Origin of the sequence: Lysinibacillus sp. 54212 (genome assembly GCF_036662795.1) — a bacterium.
In the GTDB taxonomy this organism is placed as follows: Bacteria; Bacillota; Bacilli; order Bacillales_A; family Planococcaceae; genus Lysinibacillus_B.
This window is the reverse complement of the sequence record NZ_JBAFWZ010000012.1, coordinates 14,739-37,031: the sequence shown is the minus strand read 5'-3', so window position 1 is coordinate 37,031 and position 22,293 is coordinate 14,739. Positions and strand designations below refer to the sequence as shown.

Here is a 22,293-nt window from a genome sequence, read left to right as displayed (position 1 = left end):
AAATTATACCCATCGTCCTACAATTGGGTAGTTCCAAGGTGTTTCATTAATTGCTTTAATAATACCGATGATAGGAACAACAATACCCATGATGGAGAAAATCATTAAAAATGGAATGCCAATTAGCACAATGATTAATGCCGCCGAAATCGCGACTAACAACCACATAACTCCTTGGAATAACAGGGCTTGGATAGATAACCTCTTTACTTCTTCTTCTGTAGAGATTAAGAAAATAAATAGTGGCACTAACAAAGGAGCAAAAAAAGCACTTGCATGCAGGATTACCTTCAACCATTTAGATTCCATTTATATCAATCCTTTTTATTAATTTATTTATAGTACATATACGGTTAGCTTATGAAAAAGTTTCAAAATAAAAGCCACCATTGTCTGGTGACTAGTATGGACCACGATCTTCTGGTCGATCCTCATCAGGCTGAGGGAATAGAAAATACGAAATAATCGCTGTGAAAATGGTTGCACTCACTAGAATTAAAAACTTATGTAGTGAAGGTACATCAGGAAATCGATTAAATAACATCATTGTAGATGTTACAGCTACCACAATTGTTAAAGGAATCACATATTTTAAACGCTTTTTATAAAACTTCATCGTTAACTCCCTTTGCTTTGAAATAATAGTCAAACCACTTTCATTTTACCGATTATATAAATAAAAAACAAATAGTAGCATATCTGTGTTATTTATGACAAAATATCAAAAGGGAAATTACAAATTTTCTACAAAATAGGTCCATAATTGCATAGAAAACTATAAAATAGGTAGTAGGTATTTATATTTGTATAGAAGAAATGGAGAATGCAATGATTAACTGGTTTACTAAATCAAGCACAACGACAAACGGCAGCTTTTTTGAAACAGAAAAATACATCCAACAAGTTAAGCTAGATGTTACCGATCCTGAAGTAACCAAGCAAATTCAATTATTACATCTTACAGCTACTGATTTAGCTATTCTTAAACAATTACAGCCATTAACCAAAGACACCATTCCCAAGATGGTTGATCAATTTTACGAGGCGATTAGTCAATGTAATAACTTAATGGCCATTATTCAAAGAACTTCACGTATCGATAAGTTAAAGATTACATTGAACAAGCACCTTCAAGATATATTTAACTGTACAATTGATCGTGCATATATTGAAGAACGTAAAGCTATTGCCCATGCACACGTTCGCATCGGACTTCGCTCTAAATGGTATTTAGCGTCGTTTCAATCGCTGATGACGACGTTTATTAACTTTGTCAATGAACTTAAGCTATCTACTAAGGATGCCACTTTAGCGATAAATGCTTTTTCTAAAATCATTAACCTCGAACAGCAATTAGTTATCGAGGCATATGAAAATGAGGAGGAGCGTATTCGCATACAGGCCGAAAATGTCAAACACACTTTAGTCAATACCATCCAAGGCACAGCACATGAGCTTAATGCAATTAGTGCTGAAACAACGGCATCTCTCCAAGCAATTGCCTTACAAACAGATGAGATTGCTGCAGCCACACACCAGGGGCTTGACTTTGTTGCTGAAACTGAAAGTAAATCGAATGTTGGTAAGGAGCATCTAGGTAAACAAACTCAACTAATGAGAGCCATCCTAGATCGTGTGGATGAATTAGAATCGTCGATGTCTGAATTAAGTGTTTCATCCCAAAAAATATCCGACATTGTCGGACTCGTCACAAGCATTGCAGATCAAACAAATTTACTTGCCTTGAATGCATCAATTGAAGCAGCACGTGCGGGTGAACACGGAAAAGGATTTGCAGTTGTGGCAGATGAGGTTCGCAAATTAGCGGAGGAAACAAAAAATGCGGTTCACAACGTCTCCCTACTGATTAAAGAAACTGAAAGTAATATTACGCAGATGGCTAGCTCCGTTAACAGCGTGGATTCACAAGTACAGGTGAGCGTTGAAACGCAACAAGAACTAACCTCTTCATTTAATTCCATTGCAGAGGCCGTATCGGGTATTCGGGAGCAATATATAAGCACTTCGGAGGATATTGATACCATTTCAAATTTAATTACAGAATTAACACATGGGGCAAAACAAGTTTCATCCTCCTCAGATTCTTTAATAGAGGTTGTCGATGAATTAACAAAAGAATAAAAAACTGGTCGTACAGGGCAGCAGGAATAGCCTTGTACGACCTATAAAATTAATGCGATAATTCTCGCTTCATTTTACGATATTCACGACGCATTGGGCCTGTTTCAAAAAGGCGACGTTCCCTATCTGTTTCAGGATAAATCCCCGGAATCTCACGAGGTTTTCCACTTTCATCAATAGCTACCATTGTAACAAAGGATTCCGTTGTTAAACGCTCTGTTCCTGTTTTAACATCCCGACATACGACGCGAACATATACTTCCATTGAGGTACGGCCGGTACACGTTACAATAGACTCTAGCTCCAATACATCTCCGGCAAAGGCTGATGAGACAAAATCTACTGAATCAATAGAGGCCGTCACTACCTCTCCTTGCGAATGCTTCATCGCAGCTAATGCGGCAATTTCATCTATATACCATAGCACTTGTCCACCAAAGATGGATTTATGATGATTCGTTTGAGACGGTAAAATTAATCGCGTTTGGTGTGTGCGTGAAAAGCTCATTGGCACGGTATTCCCCATTGTTTAGCACTCCCTAAAAGATGATACATTTACTGTATCACCTTAAAAACCTTCATTTCAAATCTTTCACTGAAATAAGCAAAACCATTGCAAACTTCATGAGAATATTGTTTTAATCGTAATAAATTTTAAATCGGTCATTTCATCAATTGCGTATTGAATACCTTCTTTTCCATAACCACTCATTTTCACGCCTCCATAAGGCATATTATCTGTACGGAACGTAGGGATATCGTTAATAACAATTGCTCCCGCTTCTACTAACTCCGCCGCCTTCATGGCATCTGTTAACACATTTGTATAAATTCCAGCGTTCAGCCCTAGCTCCGATGCATTCACGAGCTCGATTGCCTCATCTAGTGTTTCATACGGAATTATAGAAACGATTGGTGCAAATGTTTCTTCACAAACAACCTTCATATCCGCGCGAACATTTGTCATGACAGTAGGTGAGCATGTTCTATCCGTAAATTCAGCCCCCGTAGCTACAACTGCGCCTTGTGCTTTCGCTTCTTCAATCCATGCTTTTATACGTGCCACCTCATTCGGATGAATCATAGCACTTACATCTGTTGCAGGATGAAGTGGATCTCCTATTTGGAGCTTTTTTGCTTGCTCAACAAAAGCAGCTGTGAACTTATTATAAATCGATTTTTGTACATAAATACGCTGAAGAGAAATACAAACCTGTCCTGCAAAGCCAAAAGCACCTCCAACGGCGCGAGCAACAATCTTTTCAATTGGTGTCGATGGCTCCACAATAAGCGCTGCATTGGAGCCTAGCTCTAGTGTAATTTTACGTAGGCCGACCTTTTCCTTTAGCTTTAAGCCGACAGCACCACTTCCTGTAAACGTTACTTTTTTTACGAGTGGATGCGTGACAAGCATATCACTTAGCTCACTACCTGAGCCTGTTACAATTTGCAGAACACCAGCTGGCAAGCCTGCTTCTTTAAAGATTTCTGCCATAGCTAATGCACTCAGTGGTGTTTGTGTTGCAGGCTTTAACACCACACTATTGCCAACCGCAAAAGCCGGACCAAGTTTGTGTGCAACTAAATTGAACGGAAAATTAAATGGTGTTATTGCCGATACTACGCCTAGCGGTACACGTTTTGTGTAGCCAATCCGATCTGTTACACCCGGTGCAGCATCCATCGGTACCGTCTCACCCGTCGACCCCTTAGCAGCTTCTGCTGAAAATTGATACGTTGCAATTGTTCGATCGAGCTCTATTAATCCAGCGGAAATCGGCTTTGCTGCCTCATGGGCTAGTATCTCTGCAAGCTCCTGTTTACGAGCACGCATAATATCTACTACTTTATATAAAATTTCTGCCCGATCGTATGCTGTTGTCCCTTTAAATGTTTGAAAAGCCTGATGTGCACCTATTATTGCCCGCTCCACATCCGACTTATTAGCCTTGGCTACTTTTGCAAGGATTTCCCCTGAAAAAGGCGATTGTAGATCGTACGTATTCTCTGTACTTTCCCATTGTCCGTTAATCCATAACCGGGTTTCCTTCATTATTAATTGCACCTCCAACAATGTTCACTACGTAAACTGTAATGTTTATTGAAATGGTAGCGCATCTACAAATTAAAATCCACGTTAAATATCTCACCGATTCCATTAGAAATAGCCGATGGGAAGCAAACAAAAAATTCACTAAACTCGAGAAGCTCCTGCCATCTACTATATTTGCTAACATCGATGACTTCTTGTACCGCCCCATAATCCTTTACTAGCTTTTGAATTGCAACGACTAACGCTAACTCCTCTACACCCTTAAACATTTTTAATGAAGTTAATCCCTTATGTAAATCAATAATATTCTCGATAAACTGTGTATCGGTCGCTGTTAACGCTAAAATCCCGATAAACGGATAATGTAGTTTTTTCACTTTGACGTCTCGTTGCTCTAGCTCATCCTTTAGCTTCGCCACATATAACGCAAACTGTTCTTCATACTGTGCGCTATACAACGTCATAAGCTGTGTTAAGGATTGCAACGTATCGCCCATTTTAAAGTCTAATTCTTTTAGTCGAATATAGTATTCATGCATCGTTTTCGCCCGTATATGTACATCATCTTCATTTCCAGCTGTTAGCAAAATAGCATAAGGAAAATCACTTTTCGTCGTTAAAATCGGGTGGTGCTTATTCATCGCTCTATGTAATGCCAATGCCCGTACTGCATGGGCCGTATCCTCTACAAATAACGCGCTCACCACTCGGTACGGGGAACGAGCAAATTTGCATTCTTGTAGGAGTGCATCATTCTTTTTAAGCCTTAAAATTTCCTCCTCTACATTCCCGTTTAATAATAAGTGAGCAGCCAGCTTTAATTGCATTCCCGCTTGGCCTCCAAATGTACGGAAAATACTCAAAAATGATTCGCCTTGCTCAATTCTATCAACAACTTCTTGATGACGAACTCCACTGTACACAGCCCCAGCAAACGTATATTGCGCTGCCATGGAAACGACTACACGTAGGTCCGGAGCGCCTCCTGTATAATTAAAAACTTTCCTATAGTTCAATTCTAGTTGACGTATAAAGTCCACATACATTTCCACCACTCCTTTCCATTAAATACGTTTTACCCCATCTTAACGTTTCATCTGAAAATAAAAAAACTTTGCGCCATACGAACTTGGCGCAAAGGTATAACGTTCTTATGAAAGCTCGGCTAATTCCTCTTTCGTAAAAGCACGCGATCTTGTTAAAAATCGCTTACCTTCTACTCCTTCTAAGGAAAACATGCCGCCTCTTCCGTCCACTACATCAATGATAAGCTGCGTATGCTTCCAATAGTCAAATTGATTCTTATGCATATAAAACGGACATTCACCAATTTCACCCAGTAATACATCCTGTGTTCCTATAAGAAGGTCGCCCTGCTCATAGCACATTGGCGATGATCCATCACAGCAGCCCCCAGATTGGTGAAACATAATCGCGCCGTGCCGTTCCTTTAGTAACTCGATTAATGCCAGTGCAGCTTCCGTCGCAATGACTCGCTGTAGCACACGAGCACCTCCTATCGTTTAGAAGAACCCTAGCTTATTTGGATTGTAGCTCACTAATAAGTTTTTCGTTTGTTGATAATGACTTAACATCATCTTATGATTTTCTCGGCCTACACCTGACATTTTGTAGCCGCCAAATGCAGCATGTGCTGGGTATTGGTGATAGCAGTTTGTCCACACACGCCCAGCTTGAATCTCACGTCCAAAGCGATACGCCGTATTAATATCACGTGTCCAAATACCAGAGCCTAGGCCGTATAATGTATCATTTGCAATTTCCAGAGCCTCTTCCTTCGTTTTAAACGTAGTTACAGCAACAACTGGTCCAAAAATCTCTTCTTGGAAAATACGCATTTTATTATTTCCTTTAAATACTGTAGGCTTAATATAGAAACCGTTTGTAAAATCGCCCTCTAGCTCATTACGATCGCCACCGATTAACACTTCTGCGCCTTCCTGTTTTCCTATATCCAAATAAGATAGAATTTTCTCCATCTGCTCTGAGGATGCTTGAGCACCCATCATCGTATTCGGATCTAGTGGATTTCCTGTTTGAATCGCCTCTACTCGCTGTAAAACACGCTCCATAAATTTATCGTAAATAGATTCCTGAATAAGCGCACGGGATGGACAAGTACATACTTCACCTTGATTTAGTGCAAACAGAACAAAACCTTCTACAGCTTTATCTAAAAATTCATCGTCTTGATCCATAATATCTTCAAAGAAAATATTTGGTGATTTCCCACCTAACTCTAGTGTAACTGGAATAAGGTTTTGAGATGCATATTGCATAATTAAACGGCCTGTTGTTGTTTCACCAGTGAAGGCAATCTTACCAATACGCTGACTTTGCGCAAGGGGCTTCCCTGCCTCTAAGCCGAAACCATTTACAATATTGAGTACACCCGGAGGTAATAAATCTTCAATTAATTCTACTAACACCATGATTGAAACTGGCGTTTGTTCCGCTGGTTTTAGCACAACACAGTTTCCTGCAGCCAGTGCTGGTGCTAGCTTCCAAACGGCCATCAGTAAAGGGAAGTTCCACGGGATGATTTGTCCCACAACACCAATCGGCTCATGGAAATGGTATGCCACTGTATCATTATCAATTTGACTCAGGTTTCCTTCTTGAGCACGGATTGCACCTGCAAAATAGCGGAAGTGATCGATTGCCAGTGGTAAATCAGCATTTAATGTTTCACGTACAGCTTTACCGTTGTCCCAAGTTTCCGCCACAGCTAACACTTCTAAGTTTTCCTCTATGCGATTAGCAATCTTTAATAAAATATTGCTTCGCTCAGTAGCTGATGTTGCACCCCAGGCATCCTTCGCTTCATGTGCTGCATCTAATGCTAGTTCGATATCTTCTTCCGTAGAGCGTGCTGCTTGTGTAAATACTTTTCCAGTGACGGGTGAAATATTATCAAAATATTGCCCTTTTACCGGTGGTGTCCATTTACCTCCGATATAGTTGTCGTAACGTTCCTTGAAATTTACAACTGCGCCTTCTGTGTTTGGAAATGCATAAACCATTGAAAATTCTCCCCTTTACATTTTTATTCCATACCTTTTTCTGAACACATCTGGCAATCAACACAAATGTGTAAGAAAAAGGTATTACAACCATAATATTATCAGAAAACAGAAACATTATCGATACAAAACTATCTTTTTTCTGAATTTATAGAATTCAATGAATCTAGTTATTATAGAAACTCTAAATTGTATTGATATTTTTTATGATGATGAATATGCCTGGTATTTCATTATTATGTTTATTATCTAATAGAGGTTTATATGACAATGAAAAATAACACTATTTAGGTTTTTAACCCACCCTATCAACTTATGCTTTATACATGTTCAATTATGCGAAGAGTTAGGGCATTTTCAGAACATATTGGTTAAAATTTATTAGTAATTTACAAGGTCTACTTCTTTTAACAGTGGTCCATCATGTATACTGAAACTATTGTTAAAGAAGGTGAAAAAATATGCGTATAAATAAATTTTTAAGTGAGGCTGGCATCGTATCGCGAAGAGGTGCAGATAAATGGATTGAGGATGGCCATGTGACGATTAACGGTGTGCTAGCTACTGTAGGTAGTAAAGTAACAGAGGGCGACTCGGTTTGTGTAGATGGCAAGCCTGTTCAAAAAGAGGAGCAGCTTGTGTATATTGCACTGAATAAACCGGTCGGCATTACGAGTACAACGGAACGTCATATTAAAGGAAATGTTGTGGACTTTGTCAATCATCCGCTACGTATTTTTCATATTGGCCGACTTGATAAAGATTCTGAAGGACTGTTACTGCTGACGAATGATGGTGATATCGTCAATGAGATACTACGGGCGGAACACCATCATGAGAAGGAATATGTTGTACAAGTCGATAAACCTATTACCGAGACATTCCTACGAAACATGGCAGCTGGCGTTGAAATATTAGATACAAAAACACTACCATGCCGAGTTGAAAAGGTATCCAATACCGTATTCAAAATTATTTTAGAGCAGGGACTGAATCGCCAAATTCGCCGCATGTGTTCAGCACTAGGCTATTCTGTACGTCGGCTTCAACGTATTCGTATAATGAATATTCACTTAGGCAATTTAAAGGTTGGACAATGGCGAGATTTAACTGAAAAAGAACGATCAGAGCTATTTCAATTACTACACTATAAACAGTAGCATTCATTAAAGGGGATGAGTTTGTATGCTGACAGTTGAACCTACCGAACTTTTAACAGGCGCTCGTATTAGCGGCGACTACTGGGACATTGATGAGCTTTTAACCGCCATTTATCAAGTAACAGGAGATGAAAATCGATATTACGACTTCCAGGGAGCACGCAATCGAATTCTAGGCGTATGTTTAGAATTACGGCATGCGATGAAGGGGGAGCGTAATGTCGAGTTCATTACGAACGGTATACATAAAGGTCTTGAAATTGAGAAAAAAATAATTGCACCACAAAAAAATGTTTACTTCTCAGTTGAAGTTCTACTACCAGAGTTAATTTTTACGGCCATTGCTTTAAATGATTTTATTCGCTTGCATCAGGAAATGATCGATAATTCAGATTGGAATATTAGTATTGCCGTCATTAGACGTTTTCAAGCATTGATCGCTGATAGTTTAAAAGAATTAATTGATGAGGAGCATTATAACGTCTTCATTCAAATGCTGCACTCCAAGCAACCTGCGTATTTCCGCTATGCTACACAGTACGTAGATGTCCTTAATCTGGAGTATCTTGCGCTGTCAAAAGAGGAGCGTGAAAGTCATATTGCTGCTTTCGCCATCCGCTTATTAATTGAAGATGAAAATTATGCGGCATTAAAAGATCAGCTCCTTAGTGCAGCCAAAGTAACAAAAAATTCATTGCATGAACTTGAAATCACTCTTAAATATCCTGAAACGATTGATTGGTAAGAAAAGTACAAGCGGCCCTGTTTTCTTAGAAACAACAGCCCTATCTCTGAAATTCCTCAAAGATAGGGCTGTTTTTTAGTCTAATATTTCATATGCCATTTTACGAATGACTGCTTCGTGCTGTGGATACTGAGCAATCAATTCTTCCTGTGTAAACAATTCAAAATCCGCATAATCAAAGCCAGGTGAAACCATACAGCCTACTAAGCTGAATGTATGTGCTTCATCAACTGATGAACCAAAAATAGCATTTTTCGGTACAACGATTTGCGGAGCTTCGCCATTTTCAATATTTAAACCAAGCTTTTTCGCTTCATATGTGCCATCCTCGTAAATAATATGCACAGTGAGCGGGCTACCTGCATGATAGTACCAAAGCTCATCCGATTTTAAACGGTGCAAATGCGAGATATCTTGTGAACGAAGTAAAAAATAGATGCTCGTATAACCCGGTCGCGCGCCTTGTGCTGTTTCCACCTGTTCTTCGCCTGTAAACGTGGAAGCATAGTAGCCACCTTCCTTATGAGCAATTAAGTTTAAGTTCTCAATATAGTATTGTGCTGAAAATTTCATGATGTCCACTCCTTTATACTACACAATAACAAAATACGCCCCGCCTGAAAATAAGATTGATTACAAACCACCTAAATAAGCAGCTCGTACCTCTTCACTTTCCTGTAATTCTTTAGCTGTACCCGACAATACGATATTCCCTGTTTCTAGTACATACGCTCGATCCGCTACAGATAAAGCCATATTGGCATTTTGCTCTACTAGCAGTACCGTTACACCTTCTTTATTAACGGTTTCGATAATATTAAAAATGTTTTTTACCATTAATGGTGCTAAACCCATTGACGGCTCATCCATTAAAATAAGCTTTGGCTTTGCCATGAGTGCACGCCCCATTGCCAACATTTGCTGTTCTCCACCTGATAACGTACCGGAGATTTGCTTCCTACGCTCGTGCAGACGTGGAAATAATTCATACACATGAGCCATATCCTTTTTTATACCATCCCGATCCTTACGTAAGTAGGCGCCAAGATCTAAATTCTCTTCTACCGTCATATTAGCAAAAACACGACGCCCTTCCGGAACATGGGAAATACCTACTTTCACAATAGATTGTGCCGGCTTTCCATCAATGGCTGCTCCTAAATATTCAATAGAGCCCCGCTTTGGCTTCAGCAGACCTGACAATGTTTTCAATAATGTACTTTTCCCTGCACCATTTGCTCCGATTAAAGTAACAATCTCACCTTCATTTACCTCTAAGGAGATGCCACGCAATGCTTGAATATTGCCATAATATACATCGATATCATTTACCTTTAGCATATTATTCCGTAACCTCCTCACCTAAATACGCTTCGATGACAACCGGATTCGAACGAATTTCTTCTGGTGTACCCTCTGCAATTAATTGTCCATGATCTAGCACGTAGATTCGCTCACAAATCCCCATTACTAAATGCATATCATGCTCGATTAATAGAATGGTCAATCCAAACTCCTTACGAATGAATGCAATTAATTCCATTAAAGCTTGTGTCTCCTGTGGGTTCATCCCAGCTGCCGGTTCATCTAACAACAATAGCTGTGGACCCGCAGCAAGTGCACGTGCAATTTCTAATCGACGTTGCATTCCGTAAGGCAAATTTTTCGCTAGCTCATCCTTGTAGCCATCTAACTCAAAAATTTTTAGAAATTCTAATGATTCCTTTTCCATCTTTTCCTCACCAGAGAAATGCTTTGGTAAGCGGAAAATGGAGGATAATATGTTATGGTTGGCTAAAGAATGATTTGCTACTTTTACATTATCTAGCACCGACAGCTCTTTAAATAGACGAATATTTTGAAACGTACGACTGATTCCACCGCGCGTTACCTTATACGGATCTAATCCTGCAATCGATTTTCCATTAAATATAATCGATCCTTCTGTAGGTGCATAAACACCCGTTAGCATATTGAACGTGGTCGTTTTCCCCGCGCCATTCGGACCAATTAGACCAATTAATTCGCCTTTATTTATATATATATCAACCTTTTGAACAGCCTTTAGCCCACCGAATGTAATACCTAAATTTTCGACCTGAAGAAGTGTACTCATATCTTCGTACCTCCTTTTTTACCAAACTTCAAATAATCTGTGATTTCTTTTGTTCCCATTAACCCTTTAGGACGATAGAGCATCACAAGGATTAAAACTAACGAATAAATGATCATCCGTGTTTCTGAGAATTCCTGTAAATAATTCGATACAAGTGTTAAGAAAATTGCGGCAATTACAGATCCAGATAAACTACCTAGCCCACCAAGTACAACAAAAATTAAAATATCAAAAGACTTTAAGAAGTTGAAGGTTGTTGGTAGTAAAATATAGAAATTATGTGCGTAAATTGCGCCTGCCACCCCTGCAAATAAGGAACCAATTACGAACGCAGCTACTTTATAGTACGTCGTGTTAATCCCCATTGCATCTGCAGCAATTTCATCCTCACGTATAGAAATACACGCTCTACCGTGGCGGGATTTCGTAAAATTCGCAATGACTAAAATAGTGATAACTACACAAAGGAATGCATATGTCCAAGTGGATTGGTGTGTAACCTGCATCCCTGACGCGCCACCCACATAATCCATGTTTAAGAAGAAAATACGAATAATTTCTGCAAAACCGAGTGTTGCGATTGCTAAATAGTCGCCCTTTAAACGTAGCGTTGGAATTCCAACAAGTAACCCTACTAAAGCTGCTACAACTGCACCAATAATAATTGCCGTAACAAACGGCAACTCAAACTTCATCGTACAAATCCCTGAAACATAAGCACCAACCGCTAAGAAGCCTGCATGTCCAATCGAGAACTGACCGGTAACACCGATAATTAAATGCAAACTGACAGCTAGCATTATATTAATACACATCGTAATTAATAAATTTTGATACGTATAATTAATCGTACCTGTATTAATTAAAACTTGCACGACGGCATAGATTACTAGCGCTAAGATTATATAGCCCCAAAAAACTTTAGACTTCTTCATGTCGCCCACCTACACTTTCTCACGAGTATTTTTACCAAAAATACCCGCTGGTCGTAAAATTAAAATTAAAATCAATATTACGAAGGCTGCTGCATCTCGCCATAAGGAATAGCCAAGGGCACTAACAACTGTTTCCACTACGCCAAGGATCATTCCGCCAACCATTGCACCTGGAATGCTTCCAATACCACCAAGTACTGCTGCAACGAATGCCTTCAAGCCAGGTAAGATACCCATTAATGGTTCAATTCGATTGTAATATATCCCAAAAATTACACCTGCCGCTCCTGCTAAGGCTGAACCGATTGCAAATGTTGCCGAAATTGTATTATCAACGTTAATCCCCATTAAACGTGCCGCATCTGCATCGTGAGATACCGCCCGCATCGCCTTCCCGATTTTTGTTTTATGAACAATAAATTGCAGAATAACCATTAAGATGATTGAAATCACTAAAACTAAAATCGCCTTCGTACTAATTTGTACACCGAAAACATCAAATGATTTTATTTTAAAAACCTCTGGATATGCCTCTGTCGAAGCACCACGGAAGAAAATCACTGTGTATTCTATTAACAACGAAACCCCAATAGCTGTAATTAAAGCCGCAATTCGTGTTGCATTCCGAAGACGCTTATACGCAACCCTTTCAATAATGACTCCAATGACTGCACAAAGCACCATAGCTAATAATAGAGCTGGTATAAAATGCATTTCCCAACGGACAATTGCAAAAAATCCGATGAAGGCACCTAGCATAAATACATCCCCATGGGCGAAGTTAATAAGCTTAATAATTCCGTAAACCATCGTATAGCCAAGAGCGATTAGCGCATAGATACTTCCAACTGAAATACCGTTCACAAGCTGCTGTAACCATTCCATAAAAATTCACTCCCCTATTTTACTTCTTTTAACTAGTGTAAAAAAGTATTCCTAAAAACGGGAAAAAGGAGGGCATGATTCACCCCTCCTTTTCATTCATCGATTAAGGATTTACTTTAGAGTTGAACTCTTGTTTGCCATCTACAAATTCTAAAACTGTTGCAGATTTTACTGGATTATGATTTTTATCAACTGTGAATGTACCTGTAACTAAGCTTAAATCTTTTGTTGCTGCTAAAGCTTTTTGAATTGCTTCACCCGTAATATCACCATCTACACGCTCAATAGCATCTTTTAAGAAGTAAATAGAGTCATACCCTAATGCATGGAATGCGTTTGGTGCTTCGCCATATTCCTTCTCAAATGAGCCTACGAAATCTTGAATTTTTTGGTCTGGATCAGCTGACGAGTAGTGATTTGTAATAAATGTATTGTTTAATGCATCTGCTCCAGCTAATGTTACTAATTTTGGTGAATCCCAGCCATCAGCTCCCATTAAAGGAACATCTATACCGATTTCTCGCGCTTGCTTAACAATTAAGCCAACTTCCTCATAGTATCCTGGAATAAATACAAAGTCGGGATTTTCTCCCTTAATATTCGTTAATGTAGAATTGAAATCAACGTCTTTAGCTACATACGCCTCTTCAATGACTACCTTGCCACCATTTTTTTCGATTTGCTCTTTAAATGCTGCCGCTAACCCTTTTGCATAGTCAGATGAACTATCCGCATAGATGGCTACATTTTTTGCTTTCAGTGTTTCCGTAGCAAAGTTGGCCGCAACAATTCCTTGGAATGGATCGATGAAGCATGTACGGAATGCATAATCATTAACCTTCCCGTCCTTATCCACTGTAATGTTTTCAGCTGTACCTGAACCTGTTACGATCGGCACCTTCTGTTGGTTCGCAATTTGTACCGTTGCATTTGTATTACCAGAAGTCGCTGGAGCTAACATCGCAACTACCTTTTCTTGTTCAGCTAGACGTAAAGCGACTGATGTTGCCTCACCACTATCTGATTTATTATCAACAGCAACATAATTAATTTTCTTTCCGTCAATACCGCCTGCATCGTTAATCTCTTTAATTGCTAACTTCGCTCCATCATTAATAGATGAACCATACGTTGCTACTTGTCCAGATAGTTCAAGGTTCCCCCCGATTTTAATTTCGCCCCCGCCATCTGAAGAGCTTCCTTTGTCATCTGAACCACATCCTGCTAACACCCCTGTTATTAATGCGGAAGCTAAAAAGATTGAACCAAACTTTTTCATTTTTGCATGCTTCATAAACATACCATCCCCCAAATTCAACTTTTTAAAATATTAGATATTTCTGATAATTATACAAAATATAATTCTATTTAACAACAAATATTTAAATATTCTAAATTTATAATTTTATTTGGCAATAAAGCAATCCGTTTAGTATTTTAAAGTAAACACACAGATTCGTTCGTATAAATTTTGATGGCCAGCTAGCCTTACCTCCTTCAATAAATCAAAGGCTGTTTCATTTAGTAAATACGACATATATTCTGGTGAGGGATAATAAAAGAGTAAATGTATTTCCCTCGGATGCTGCTCATATGACAAATAAATATTGTTAAGCACTCTTTGAAAAATTTGTACGGAAAACGGATTAAAAAAGAAAAATACATTATCCTCTTTTTGTACCTCATACTTTTCAGCAAGCATATTTAAAAAGGTAATGGGAATCGAACGTTTCCTAGCCCCCTGTAAATACAACGTACGATTGTTCTCCGCCTCAAGAAAAAACTTCGGATCCATTTCAATACCGACTGTAGGAATCTCAAATTTATGATGAATATAAATAGGGACCCTTCCTTTACCACTCCCAAAATCAATTATTTTTGCTTGTGTTGGTAATTCATACTGCTCAAAAAGCTGCTCCAGCGCCTCATATGGCGTCGGTTCATAGCGATGATAATGTGTGGATTTCGGATATCCAAACTGAAATCCTGCTGTTTGAATATTTAATAGCCGCTCAAATTGCTTTTCATTCATACTTTTCCTCTTTTCTTAATCAATCCGAAGCTTTCGATAACCATCTTACTTAAGACAATATGATAGAATTCGTTGAAATATTGATAAACTACTTTATACCATAAAAAAGACAATCCGAATAATTCAGATTGCCTCCTAAACTTTAATTATACCACTGCACTCTCTACCCGCTGCGACATTGATTTTACTAGCGCCTCAACTGTTTGAGGAACAAATTTTTCTAGCACCGGATTAATCATGGAAGCCAAAAAACCACCAGCTTTCATCGTGAGCTCACCGTTAAGCTTATATTGGTAATCCCCATCTTTTACCATTTCAAAATAGCCACTTCCGTTAATATTGTCAGATAGCCCTTCTAAATTAAAGCTGATCTTTTGGTTTTCGAATGTTTCCTTGACGTTCAACTGTAGTTTTACAGCTTTTTCAATAATACCGAAATCCCCTTTAAACACCCAGATCATTTCTTCTGCAGTTTTTATCTCATGGTGTAAATAACCTGGAATTAACGTAGCCCAAGCCTCTTTATTTTCAATAAAACCCCATAATACCTCTTCATTTACTCTAACAATTTCTGTATGAACACTGCTCGCCATTAATAGCACCCCTTAAAAATGAATGATAATTCAACTTTAGCAAAACAGTACCTAATTTACAATTTTTATTCACAACCGAGAAAATATTAACAAATTAAAGGTAGAGCGTTTCACAATATGAACCGTTAGCTATGGTCCATTAGTTCAACAAATTTCTTCGTAGCTCTCGAAAGTGGCACGGATTGCAAATAACAAATACCAATACTCCTTTTCGGAATCGGTTCCTCTAGCTGAATTTCATGTACAATGCCTTTTTGTAAATAATCCGTTGAAAACTCCTTTGTCACACAAGCAATTCCTAAATTAATTTTTGCAAATTCGAGGAGCAAGTCATGTGAACCGAGCTCAAATTCTGGCGAGATCGGATAGCCCCTTTCTGTTAAATAGCTTTCTACATAATTTCGCGAATTTGCGTTTTTTTCTAAAAAAATGAGGGGCATTTTCATCAAAAATTCTAGACTTATCGGATGACGTGTCATATTAGCATATTTTTCTCCGCACACAAAAATATCCTGTACATCCTTACAGGGCAAGACGTGTAGCTGCTCATCGTGCACAGGTAAATTACATATGCCCACATCCGCCTCACCAGCTTTTATAAAAGCTACAATTTGACTTGTTGTTCCATTTAACACCTTTAGTTTTATGCTTGGATATTTTGTATAAAAAGCTTCTAAATATGGCAGTAAGAAATAGCGTGATATTGTATCTCCAACGCCAATACGTAGCTCCCCTGTCGTTAAATTTTGAAATTCTAGAATTTTTTCTTCCCCGACCTCTAAGATTCCAAGAGCAGACTTTACGTAATCATGTAATAGTTTCCCTTCATTTGTCAGAGTCACTCCCTTTGGCGTACGATAAAACAAATGAGTACCGAGCTCTTTTTCAAGCTGCATAATCGCCTGACTAATTGCAGGTTGTGTCATATATAGTGCTTTTGCCGCATCAGAAAAGCTATTATTTTGACAAACGATATTGAAAATACGGTATAAATCTAATTTACCTATCATATAAGCTCTCCTTATATATGCTATTAAAAATATTAACTTTACTTATACCATGTAACAAAGGTATATTACAACTTGTGTTTATTCATAATTAATTAATTGATATAGATTAGAGGAGCGATTATTTTGGAACGTGTAGTAGGTACAGTAGTAAGAGGACTTCGTGGGCCGATCATTAATGAAGGTGACAACATCGAACAAATCGTTGTTGATACAGTATTAAATGCTGCAAAAATAGAAGGTTATACTATTGAAGATCGTGACATCGTAACAATTACAGAATCTGTTGTGGCGCGTGCACAAGGTAACTATGCAACAATTGATCATATCGCCCAAGATGTAGCTGCAAAATTTGGCGATGATACAGTTGGTGTTATTTTCCCAATTCTTTCTCGAAATCGTTTTGCAAACTGCTTACGTGGGATTGCAAAAGGCGTTAAAAAAGTAGTGTTAATGCTAAGCTACCCGTCTGATGAAGTGGGTAATCACTTAGTAGATATTGATGAACTTGACGTAAAAGGCGTTAACCCATGGACAGATACGTTATCAGAGGCTGAATTCCGTGCGCATTTTGGCTATAAAAAACATACATTTACAGGTGTAGATTATATCGAATATTATAAAGAATTAATTGAAGCTGAAGGGGCTGCATGTGAAGTTATCTTCTCTAACAACCCAAAAACAATTTTAGACTATACAAAGAGTGTTTTAGCTTGTGATATTCATTCACGTTTCCGTACAAAACGTATTTTAGAAAATAACGGAGCGGAAAAAGTGTACAGCTTAGACAACATTTTATCCTCTTCGATTAACGGCTCTGGCTATAACGAAGCTTATGGTTTACTTGGTTCAAATAAAGCAACAGAGGAAAGTGTAAAGCTATTCCCTCACACATGCCAGCCAATCGTCGATAACATTCAAGAAAAAATTAAAGAGGCAACAGGGAAAACAGTAGAAGTAATGGTCTACGGTGATGGTGCATTTAAAGATCCTGTAGGGAAAATTTGGGAGCTAGCAGATCCTGTTGTATCTCCTGCATATACTGCTGGTCTTGATGGTACACCTAATGAAGTGAAATTAAAGTATTTAGCTGACAATAACTTTGCTGACCTACGTGGAGACGAGCTAAAATCAGCAATTTCTGACTACATTAAAAATAAAGAGGAAGACCTTGTTGGGGCAATGGAAGCTCAAGGGACGACACCTCGTAAATTAACAGACTTAATCGGATCACTTTCAGATTTAACTTCTGGATCTGGTGATAAAGGGACGCCGATGATTTATATCCAAGGCTACTTTGACAACTACACAAAATAATTTTTTAAGCGGCTGGGACAAAACCCGAAAACACCATTTTTCTCAATGAGAAAAATGGTGTTTTCTTAGTATGGAGAAATTTGATTTCCGTTCCGGGGACGCTTTCCGGGGGCACGGCCTGAGCCTGTAGTCTCAGGCGTCGTGCGACTGTCGCTATGCTTTCGTCGCAATAAACATTGCTGTTCCCCCAGGAAGCTCTGCTCCTGCCGCTACGCTTACGTCGCACAAAATATTGCTCTGTAGCGAAAGGCGCAGCCGACAGCTACTCTCGCCCCTTCTCTACAATCAATTTATGAAGTAGCAAATTCTTAATATAGGTGTTCCTTGATTTCTATAAAATCTTTACTTATGTCCCAGCCTCTTCATTATTTTCGAATCAAGGCAATGGTTTTCCTTTTTTTAAGAGACTAATTTATTTTTCCTTACTTCGATAGGCCTTTGCAAGATGCCCCTATTATATTTATATTTCGCAGGGTGAATCTTATAGCTAATATTACTTATGATTGGGTTGCTTCATAATTAAATTGCCATTCTACACCGAACTTATCCGTTAAACTGCCGTAGCATTTACTCCAAAACGTTTCCTGCAGCTCCATCCTAACAGTTCCACCTTCTTTTAGTGCATCGAAGGACTTTCGTATACGCCCTTCGTCACCTGTAACAACAGCAAGTGCCAAGTTATTACCAACAGTAAAAGGTGCGCCCGGGAAGTTATCAGAGAACAGCACATCGCCCCCTAAAATATTCATACGTGCATGCATCACTAAGTCTTTTGCTTCCTCTGGCAGCACATACTCTGAACTTTGTGGTATTTCTCCAAAAGTCATAATTTGTGGCTTATCAGCTCCAAAGGCTTCTGCATAAAACTCTATTGCCTCTTTACAATTTCCGTTAAATACTAGATACATATGAATCCCCATTACACACACACTCCTATTCTGTTTGAAATTAAAAGTAACAACCTCTTCACAAGTAGAGTACCCTATCTAACTTAAAAGGAATCCTGATTTATAAAATTTTGTTGTCACTTCAGAATAGGCATTAATTATTAGTCGCTAGCCGACCAAGAGGACCACTTTCATCAATAATATCCTGCAAATCATAGACCGATATCGGGAACATCGGGAAACCGTACACATACGGTGTAATCTCATATAACTGAAAGTAAATAACAATGGTTTTATCAGCCAGATAAAAGTCCTGATCGGGTTTTATTAATGTAAAAGGACTAATAAGCTGTATATCACGATCCTTAATTTGCTCATGAATGATGGCTGAAATTTTTCCAATATAATCACTATCTGGCTTAAACAAATCCTGTAGCGTACAAATCCGCTCTTGTTGCATATCGAATGTTAATGATTTAATGTACGTCATTCCATGGGCAGCATGATAATGATACGTATAATTCGATTGGGATAAGCTTAACACTTGCCGTTGATTATTTTTAATTTCATAAAGTCCAAGCATTTCTTCGACTGCTGTAGGCATATTCCCTATTTGCTCTTTCATCAGCCTCTTTGCTTGCTCGACAATGGCGTGATTTATTTCCATTTGCCATCGCATATTAGACAAACTGAATACTTGAGGATACAAAACCGTTTTTTTCGGTCCCTGCTTCATGAAAAGCGTTGTTATACTTACTGGCAGCATGTGAAACATAGATATGCGCCCCCTACTGTTTTATTTTATTGTATTCATTTGGAAATAGTTTGTGTTCGATTGGGTATTTGTCAAAATTCCATAGGCTAATTCCTATGACGAGGGATAGATTTTCACATAAATTAGTACGGACTACTAATGAAAGAAGGTATGCATCCTGTATCACGATCATTTTAATCATTTTGATGAAAGTAACGAGGCCGCGCAGTTCGCACAGAACTTCCCTCCATTTTTTGAGGGACCAGGCAGTTTCCCAATGGGGCCTCCGCCATTTGGAGGACCGGGTTCGCCTCCGATGGGTCCACCACCATTTGGAGGACCAGGTTCACCTCCAATGGGCCCTCCGCCGTTTGGAGGACCGGGTTCACCTCCGCCAAGTGGAGGCGGTCAGCCAATGCCAATGGGACCACCACCCTCCTTTTCTCCAGCAATGCCAGGGTGGCAAAGTGGCTCAGAGGGCATAAGACGTTGTATTTACCGTAACACCTATATTTGGCTTCGAAATGGAAAAAGCTTCTGGTTCTTCCCGACATTTGTTTCTAGAAATATGGTTATAGGATTCCGCTGGAGACGTTTTGGCTGGACATACAGCACAATTCATAGAAATAATATTCTATCTTTCCAATGCTTCTAGTATAATTCCTGCTACAGAGAGTGAGATGTTCGACTAAAAATCTCACTCTTTTTATTGGTTAACAAACGTGTTAATTAGAAAAATATAAGGAGGGATGAATATGGTGAATTTTAAATGGTTTAGCGGCATGATCACGGGGATAAGTGACTTTAATACAGGGCAAGGAGACAACGGCTGTTATAAATTATTTTCCGTTCAAAATAGAGTCGGTGAGATGGTCAACTTTGTTATTTCCCCTACTACGTATGTACTTGATCAAGTTATGCTAACAGTTGGCGATAGGGTAACTGGGTATTATGACGGTGATGCACCTGTACCTCTAATTTATCCACCACAGTACCGGGCACTCATTATGACTAAAAATAATCCTATGCTAAATGTAAAAGTAGACTTTTTTAATAATCAACTCATCAGTAGTGACGGAGGGCTTAAATTAAACCTTTCTCCACAAACACAAATTGTCCTACCGAACGGGCAAGCATTTACTAACCCTATTACCAACCGGAATTTAATGGTGCTGTATGGACCTACTACTAGAAGTATTCCGGCTCAAACAACGCCATATAAAATTATCGTTTGGTGTAGCTAATTGAAAACGCCATATGCCGGTTCAATTCGGCTATGGCGTTTTTATGCTTATTTATGCTTATTTATGAATCATAAAATATAAAAACCAAACAGCATGCTTTTGCTCATCCATCGCTGCCCGTTCAAACAAGGTCATAATATACGGATCATTCGTATTCCTAGCAACCTTATAATAAAAATTAACTGTTTCTTGTTCATCAATAAAAGCTGCATTAGCACCACTTCGAAATTGTTGTGGAAAAGGCTCTGTAATTTGAGGATACAGCTGCTTTCCAGTAAGGCTCATATAGACGTATAAAAAATGCTGATAATGCTGTATTTCATCTTCCCTAATCTCTAAGATTCTTTTTCTTGTCGTCTCATCTGGTGCAATGTTTGCAAGATGCTCATAAAAACCAATAGCATGATATTCACCATTAATCGCTTTTGTTAGCTCATGAATTATATATTCATTAGCTTCTGGTTGCATAATATTATCCACTTTGTACTATACATCCTTTTTCACAATGTATGAAATAAGGCACTTAAGTGTTCCATCCTTCTTCGGTTTAGTTGGCATATTTACCCTCTCTGCAACATATCATTAATTCGTCTTATTTTTTCATCATGTGATAGGGGGAATTGGATTTGAAATTTTCATACGCTTTTGCCGAAATGGATAATTATTTAAATCAGCATTTATATACACTCACTTGCCATGACATGTTCGAACTAAAAAATGATTTTTATAAAAGCGTCGAATTATTATGTGGTAGTACTGACAATCTAACGGGCATTACAGAGCTGTTAATTTATCGTTTTATGTATCATGCCCTGAACATGACAAATCCAATTATTAATAAATCTGTTCAAAACGGGGATATTCATTTGCTGAATGGTCACCGCTATAACGGAATAAACGGGAGATATCAGGTGCCTGATATTGTTATCGAACAAAATGCAGAAATAAAATACGTGATTTCAATTAAAAATATGTTGTCCTTTACTACACCAACAAAGCACGAAAAAATAAGTTCATTAGTTAAGGAGCTTACGTTTCAAAACGGCCGATTTACGTCTGCCATTCAAGATATATTTAGAATTGAAAATATTCGGCATGGCTTACATAGTCACTTTAATTCCTTAACGATTGTTTTCTCGAAGGCGCCACAGAAATTAGAGCAAGCAAATAAACTAATTGAACAAACATTCGATTGGCATAAATTTTTAATTCTCGAAGACAATAATCGCCCCCTTTTAACCGAAATTATTAATCACCTCCACTTAAATTTAAATAATTCTTTCGTTTAATTAAAAAAGCGCAAACGCCCGAGGGAACAGACCTCGAGCATGCAGCACAATGCCTAGACACTCTTTAAAAAAGTTCCTTGTCGGTCTCTA

At 38.5% G+C, this 22,293-nt stretch carries 26 protein-coding genes; 7 read left to right on the top strand and 19 right to left on the bottom strand.

The window, feature by feature from the left end; genetic code table 11:
• Window positions 1-3: 3 nt before the first annotated feature.
• Together V4T18_RS10270 and V4T18_RS10265 are read right to left on the bottom strand one after the other, a co-directional pair.
• Window positions 4-309 (bottom strand): DUF4870 domain-containing protein, encoded by a 306-nt coding sequence (locus V4T18_RS10270; protein ID WP_332649118.1) that lies wholly within the window; start codon window positions 307-309, stop codon window positions 4-6.
• 91 nt (window positions 310-400) lie between these two features.
• Window positions 401-616, bottom strand: a complete 216-nt coding sequence (locus V4T18_RS10265; RefSeq protein WP_332649117.1) for an acyltransferase — start codon at window positions 614-616, stop codon at window positions 401-403.
• Between the two features lie 200 nt (window positions 617-816).
• On the opposite strand from V4T18_RS10265, the gene V4T18_RS10260 reads away from it, so the two are divergent.
• Entirely contained in the window at window positions 817-2,142 is a 1,326-nt protein-coding gene (locus V4T18_RS10260) for a globin-coupled sensor protein (protein ID WP_332649115.1), read from the top strand.
• Between the two features lie 49 nt (window positions 2,143-2,191).
• Here V4T18_RS10260 and V4T18_RS10255 read toward each other — a convergent pair whose 3' ends face one another.
• The 5 genes from V4T18_RS10255 to adh form a co-directional block, all read right to left on the bottom strand.
• Window positions 2,192-2,668, bottom strand: a complete 477-nt coding sequence (locus V4T18_RS10255; RefSeq protein ID WP_332649114.1) for an acyl-CoA thioesterase — start codon at window positions 2,666-2,668, stop codon at window positions 2,192-2,194.
• A 96-nt stretch (window positions 2,669-2,764) separates the two neighbouring features.
• Window positions 2,765-4,195 carry an aldehyde dehydrogenase family protein gene (locus V4T18_RS10250; RefSeq protein ID WP_332649113.1) on the bottom strand — a complete coding sequence of 477 codons (1,431 nt, stop codon included), beginning with the start codon at window positions 4,193-4,195 and terminating at the stop codon, window positions 2,765-2,767.
• 65 nt (window positions 4,196-4,260) lie between these two features.
• The gene (locus tag V4T18_RS10245) at window positions 4,261-5,235 is read right to left on the bottom strand and encodes a DUF4003 family protein (RefSeq protein ID WP_332649112.1); all 975 of its coding nucleotides are present in this window, start codon (window positions 5,233-5,235) and stop codon (window positions 4,261-4,263) included.
• A 111-nt stretch (window positions 5,236-5,346) separates the two neighbouring features.
• The gene (locus tag V4T18_RS10240; protein WP_332649111.1) at window positions 5,347-5,700 is read right to left on the bottom strand and encodes a DUF779 domain-containing protein; all 354 of its coding nucleotides are present in this window, start codon (window positions 5,698-5,700) and stop codon (window positions 5,347-5,349) included.
• A gap of 18 nt (window positions 5,701-5,718) precedes the next feature.
• Window positions 5,719-7,239: an aldehyde dehydrogenase gene (gene adh / locus V4T18_RS10235; protein WP_332649110.1), complete on the bottom strand. Its 1,521-nt coding sequence runs from the start codon at window positions 7,237-7,239 to the stop codon at window positions 5,719-5,721.
• A 461-nt stretch (window positions 7,240-7,700) separates the two neighbouring features.
• On the opposite strand from adh, the gene rluF reads away from it, so the two are divergent.
• Together rluF and V4T18_RS10225 are read left to right on the top strand one after the other, a co-directional pair.
• On the top strand, window positions 7,701-8,399 hold the full coding sequence (rluF, locus tag V4T18_RS10230) for a 23S rRNA pseudouridine(2604) synthase RluF (protein WP_332649109.1): 699 nt from the start codon (window positions 7,701-7,703) through the stop codon (window positions 8,397-8,399).
• Between the two features lie 25 nt (window positions 8,400-8,424).
• Window positions 8,425-9,144, top strand: a complete 720-nt coding sequence (locus tag V4T18_RS10225; RefSeq protein WP_332649108.1) for a DUF6904 family protein — start codon at window positions 8,425-8,427, stop codon at window positions 9,142-9,144.
• A 75-nt stretch (window positions 9,145-9,219) separates the two neighbouring features.
• Here V4T18_RS10225 and V4T18_RS10220 read toward each other — a convergent pair whose 3' ends face one another.
• From V4T18_RS10220 to V4T18_RS10180, 9 genes are all read right to left on the bottom strand, one after another.
• A complete protein-coding gene (locus V4T18_RS10220; RefSeq protein WP_332649107.1) occupies window positions 9,220-9,717 on the bottom strand; it encodes a cupin domain-containing protein in 498 nt (165 codons plus the stop codon).
• A gap of 60 nt (window positions 9,718-9,777) precedes the next feature.
• Window positions 9,778-10,485 (bottom strand): ABC transporter ATP-binding protein, encoded by a 708-nt coding sequence (locus tag V4T18_RS10215; RefSeq protein WP_332649106.1) that lies wholly within the window; start codon window positions 10,483-10,485, stop codon window positions 9,778-9,780.
• Between the two features lies 1 nt (window position 10,486).
• Window positions 10,487-11,260: an ABC transporter ATP-binding protein gene (locus V4T18_RS10210; RefSeq protein WP_332649105.1), complete on the bottom strand. Its 774-nt coding sequence runs from the start codon at window positions 11,258-11,260 to the stop codon at window positions 10,487-10,489.
• Window positions 11,257-12,195 carry a branched-chain amino acid ABC transporter permease gene (locus V4T18_RS10205; RefSeq protein ID WP_332649104.1) on the bottom strand — a complete coding sequence of 313 codons (939 nt, stop codon included), beginning with the start codon at window positions 12,193-12,195 and terminating at the stop codon, window positions 11,257-11,259. The genes V4T18_RS10210 and V4T18_RS10205 overlap by 4 nt, the downstream gene beginning before the upstream one ends.
• A 9-nt stretch (window positions 12,196-12,204) precedes the next feature.
• On the bottom strand, window positions 12,205-13,080 hold the full coding sequence (locus tag V4T18_RS10200) for a branched-chain amino acid ABC transporter permease (protein WP_332649103.1): 876 nt from the start codon (window positions 13,078-13,080) through the stop codon (window positions 12,205-12,207).
• 103 nt (window positions 13,081-13,183) lie between these two features.
• Complete coding sequence (locus V4T18_RS10195) at window positions 13,184-14,374, bottom strand: ABC transporter substrate-binding protein (RefSeq protein WP_332649102.1); 1,191 nt, start codon at window positions 14,372-14,374, stop codon at window positions 13,184-13,186.
• Window positions 14,375-14,509: 135 nt separating this feature from the next.
• Window positions 14,510-15,112: a class I SAM-dependent methyltransferase gene (locus V4T18_RS10190; protein ID WP_332649101.1), complete on the bottom strand. Its 603-nt coding sequence runs from the start codon at window positions 15,110-15,112 to the stop codon at window positions 14,510-14,512.
• 146 nt (window positions 15,113-15,258) lie between these two features.
• Window positions 15,259-15,705: a CoxG family protein gene (locus tag V4T18_RS10185; protein ID WP_332649100.1), complete on the bottom strand. Its 447-nt coding sequence runs from the start codon at window positions 15,703-15,705 to the stop codon at window positions 15,259-15,261.
• Window positions 15,706-15,830: 125 nt separating this feature from the next.
• A complete protein-coding gene (locus tag V4T18_RS10180) occupies window positions 15,831-16,715 on the bottom strand; it encodes a LysR family transcriptional regulator (protein WP_332649099.1) in 885 nt (294 codons plus the stop codon).
• Between the two features lie 123 nt (window positions 16,716-16,838).
• On the opposite strand from V4T18_RS10180, the gene V4T18_RS10175 reads away from it, so the two are divergent.
• Complete coding sequence (locus tag V4T18_RS10175) at window positions 16,839-18,029, top strand: coenzyme F420-0:L-glutamate ligase (RefSeq protein ID WP_332649098.1); 1,191 nt, start codon at window positions 16,839-16,841, stop codon at window positions 18,027-18,029.
• A gap of 497 nt (window positions 18,030-18,526) precedes the next feature.
• Here V4T18_RS10175 and V4T18_RS10170 read toward each other — a convergent pair whose 3' ends face one another.
• Together V4T18_RS10170 and V4T18_RS10165 are read right to left on the bottom strand one after the other, a co-directional pair.
• Window positions 18,527-18,949 carry a VOC family protein gene (locus V4T18_RS10170; protein WP_332649096.1) on the bottom strand — a complete coding sequence of 141 codons (423 nt, stop codon included), beginning with the start codon at window positions 18,947-18,949 and terminating at the stop codon, window positions 18,527-18,529.
• Window positions 18,950-19,070: 121 nt separating this feature from the next.
• Entirely contained in the window at window positions 19,071-19,691 is a 621-nt protein-coding gene (locus V4T18_RS10165) for a DUF3298 and DUF4163 domain-containing protein (RefSeq protein ID WP_332649095.1), read from the bottom strand.
• A 256-nt stretch (window positions 19,692-19,947) separates the two neighbouring features.
• Here V4T18_RS10165 and V4T18_RS10160 point away from each other — a divergent pair, with 256 nt between their 5' ends.
• Window positions 19,948-20,325 carry a hypothetical protein gene (locus V4T18_RS10160; RefSeq protein ID WP_332649094.1) on the top strand — a complete coding sequence of 126 codons (378 nt, stop codon included), beginning with the start codon at window positions 19,948-19,950 and terminating at the stop codon, window positions 20,323-20,325.
• A 100-nt stretch (window positions 20,326-20,425) separates the two neighbouring features.
• The gene (locus V4T18_RS10155) at window positions 20,426-20,914 is read left to right on the top strand and encodes a hypothetical protein (RefSeq protein WP_332649093.1); all 489 of its coding nucleotides are present in this window, start codon (window positions 20,426-20,428) and stop codon (window positions 20,912-20,914) included.
• A 57-nt stretch (window positions 20,915-20,971) separates the two neighbouring features.
• Here V4T18_RS10155 and V4T18_RS10150 read toward each other — a convergent pair whose 3' ends face one another.
• Window positions 20,972-21,394, bottom strand: a complete 423-nt coding sequence (locus V4T18_RS10150; RefSeq protein WP_332649092.1) for a ferritin-like domain-containing protein — start codon at window positions 21,392-21,394, stop codon at window positions 20,972-20,974.
• A gap of 146 nt (window positions 21,395-21,540) precedes the next feature.
• On the opposite strand from V4T18_RS10150, the gene V4T18_RS10145 reads away from it, so the two are divergent.
• Complete coding sequence (locus tag V4T18_RS10145; protein ID WP_332649091.1) at window positions 21,541-22,203, top strand: hypothetical protein; 663 nt, start codon at window positions 21,541-21,543, stop codon at window positions 22,201-22,203.
• Window positions 22,204-22,293 lie beyond the last annotated feature (90 nt).